Annotated in this window: 1 protein-coding gene; it reads right to left on the reverse strand. The window is 64.7% G+C overall.

All coding sequences use genetic code 11. The features are described 5' to 3' along the window. On the reverse strand, positions 1-747 hold a 747-nt coding region (locus EOA86_RS37005), incomplete at both ends, for an FGGY family carbohydrate kinase (protein WP_245497508.1).

The raw sequence follows: 747 nt of genomic DNA on the forward strand, positions 1-747 counted from the left end.
ACGATGATCGGACCGTCGGCACCGATCAGATCGAGGCAGGTCGCGGTCATCAGCGCCAGGTAGAACGAGATGGCGGCAAAGCGCTGACCGTTGTTGATGCCGTCGGCGTCGAGCCATGCGGCGGTGTGATGCGGGAACGGCCCCGAACCTTGTTGGGTCGAAGGCAGCAGGGATGTCTTCCCAGCGAGCACTGTGGCGGCATCCTCTTCGGTCCAGCCTTCCGATTGGCCTTCCGTCAGCCGTGAAAATTCGCGACCCCCCATGAAGCGCGCCGATGGCACCGGATCACCGAGCGCATTCACGTTGACCAGCGTGTCGCGCGCCGGATCGAGCGCGATCTTGTTGCCGCCGACGGCCATCGACACCACCCAGGTGCCGGTCGAGACGACCGAGAAGGGCGGTCTGTCGGACAGGAGATGCGGCAGCAGCGAGGCATTCGAATCATGCAAGCCGCAAAACACCGGCGTCTGCGGATCGAGCCCGGTTCCCTTGGCAAGGGCGGGCAAGATTGGGCCAAGGCGGTCCTTGGCCGGCCGCACCGGCGCCATCAGGCCGCGCCATTGCATCCGGTCGACGAGTGACGAAAAATCTGCTTTCCATGGGCTCCACAGATCGGTGTGGCAGCCGAGCGAGGTCACCTCGTTGGCGGCGACGCCGGTGAGGCGAAAAGCCCAGTATTGCGGATACATCAGGATCGCGGCGGCCTCGGCGAACTCCGCCGGGAAGTTCCTCTGCTGCCAGAAGAAC

The sequence above is a fragment of the Mesorhizobium sp. M5C.F.Ca.IN.020.32.2.1 genome (assembly GCF_004023105.1).
Taxonomy (GTDB): domain Bacteria; phylum Pseudomonadota; class Alphaproteobacteria; order Rhizobiales; family Rhizobiaceae; genus Mesorhizobium; species Mesorhizobium wenxiniae.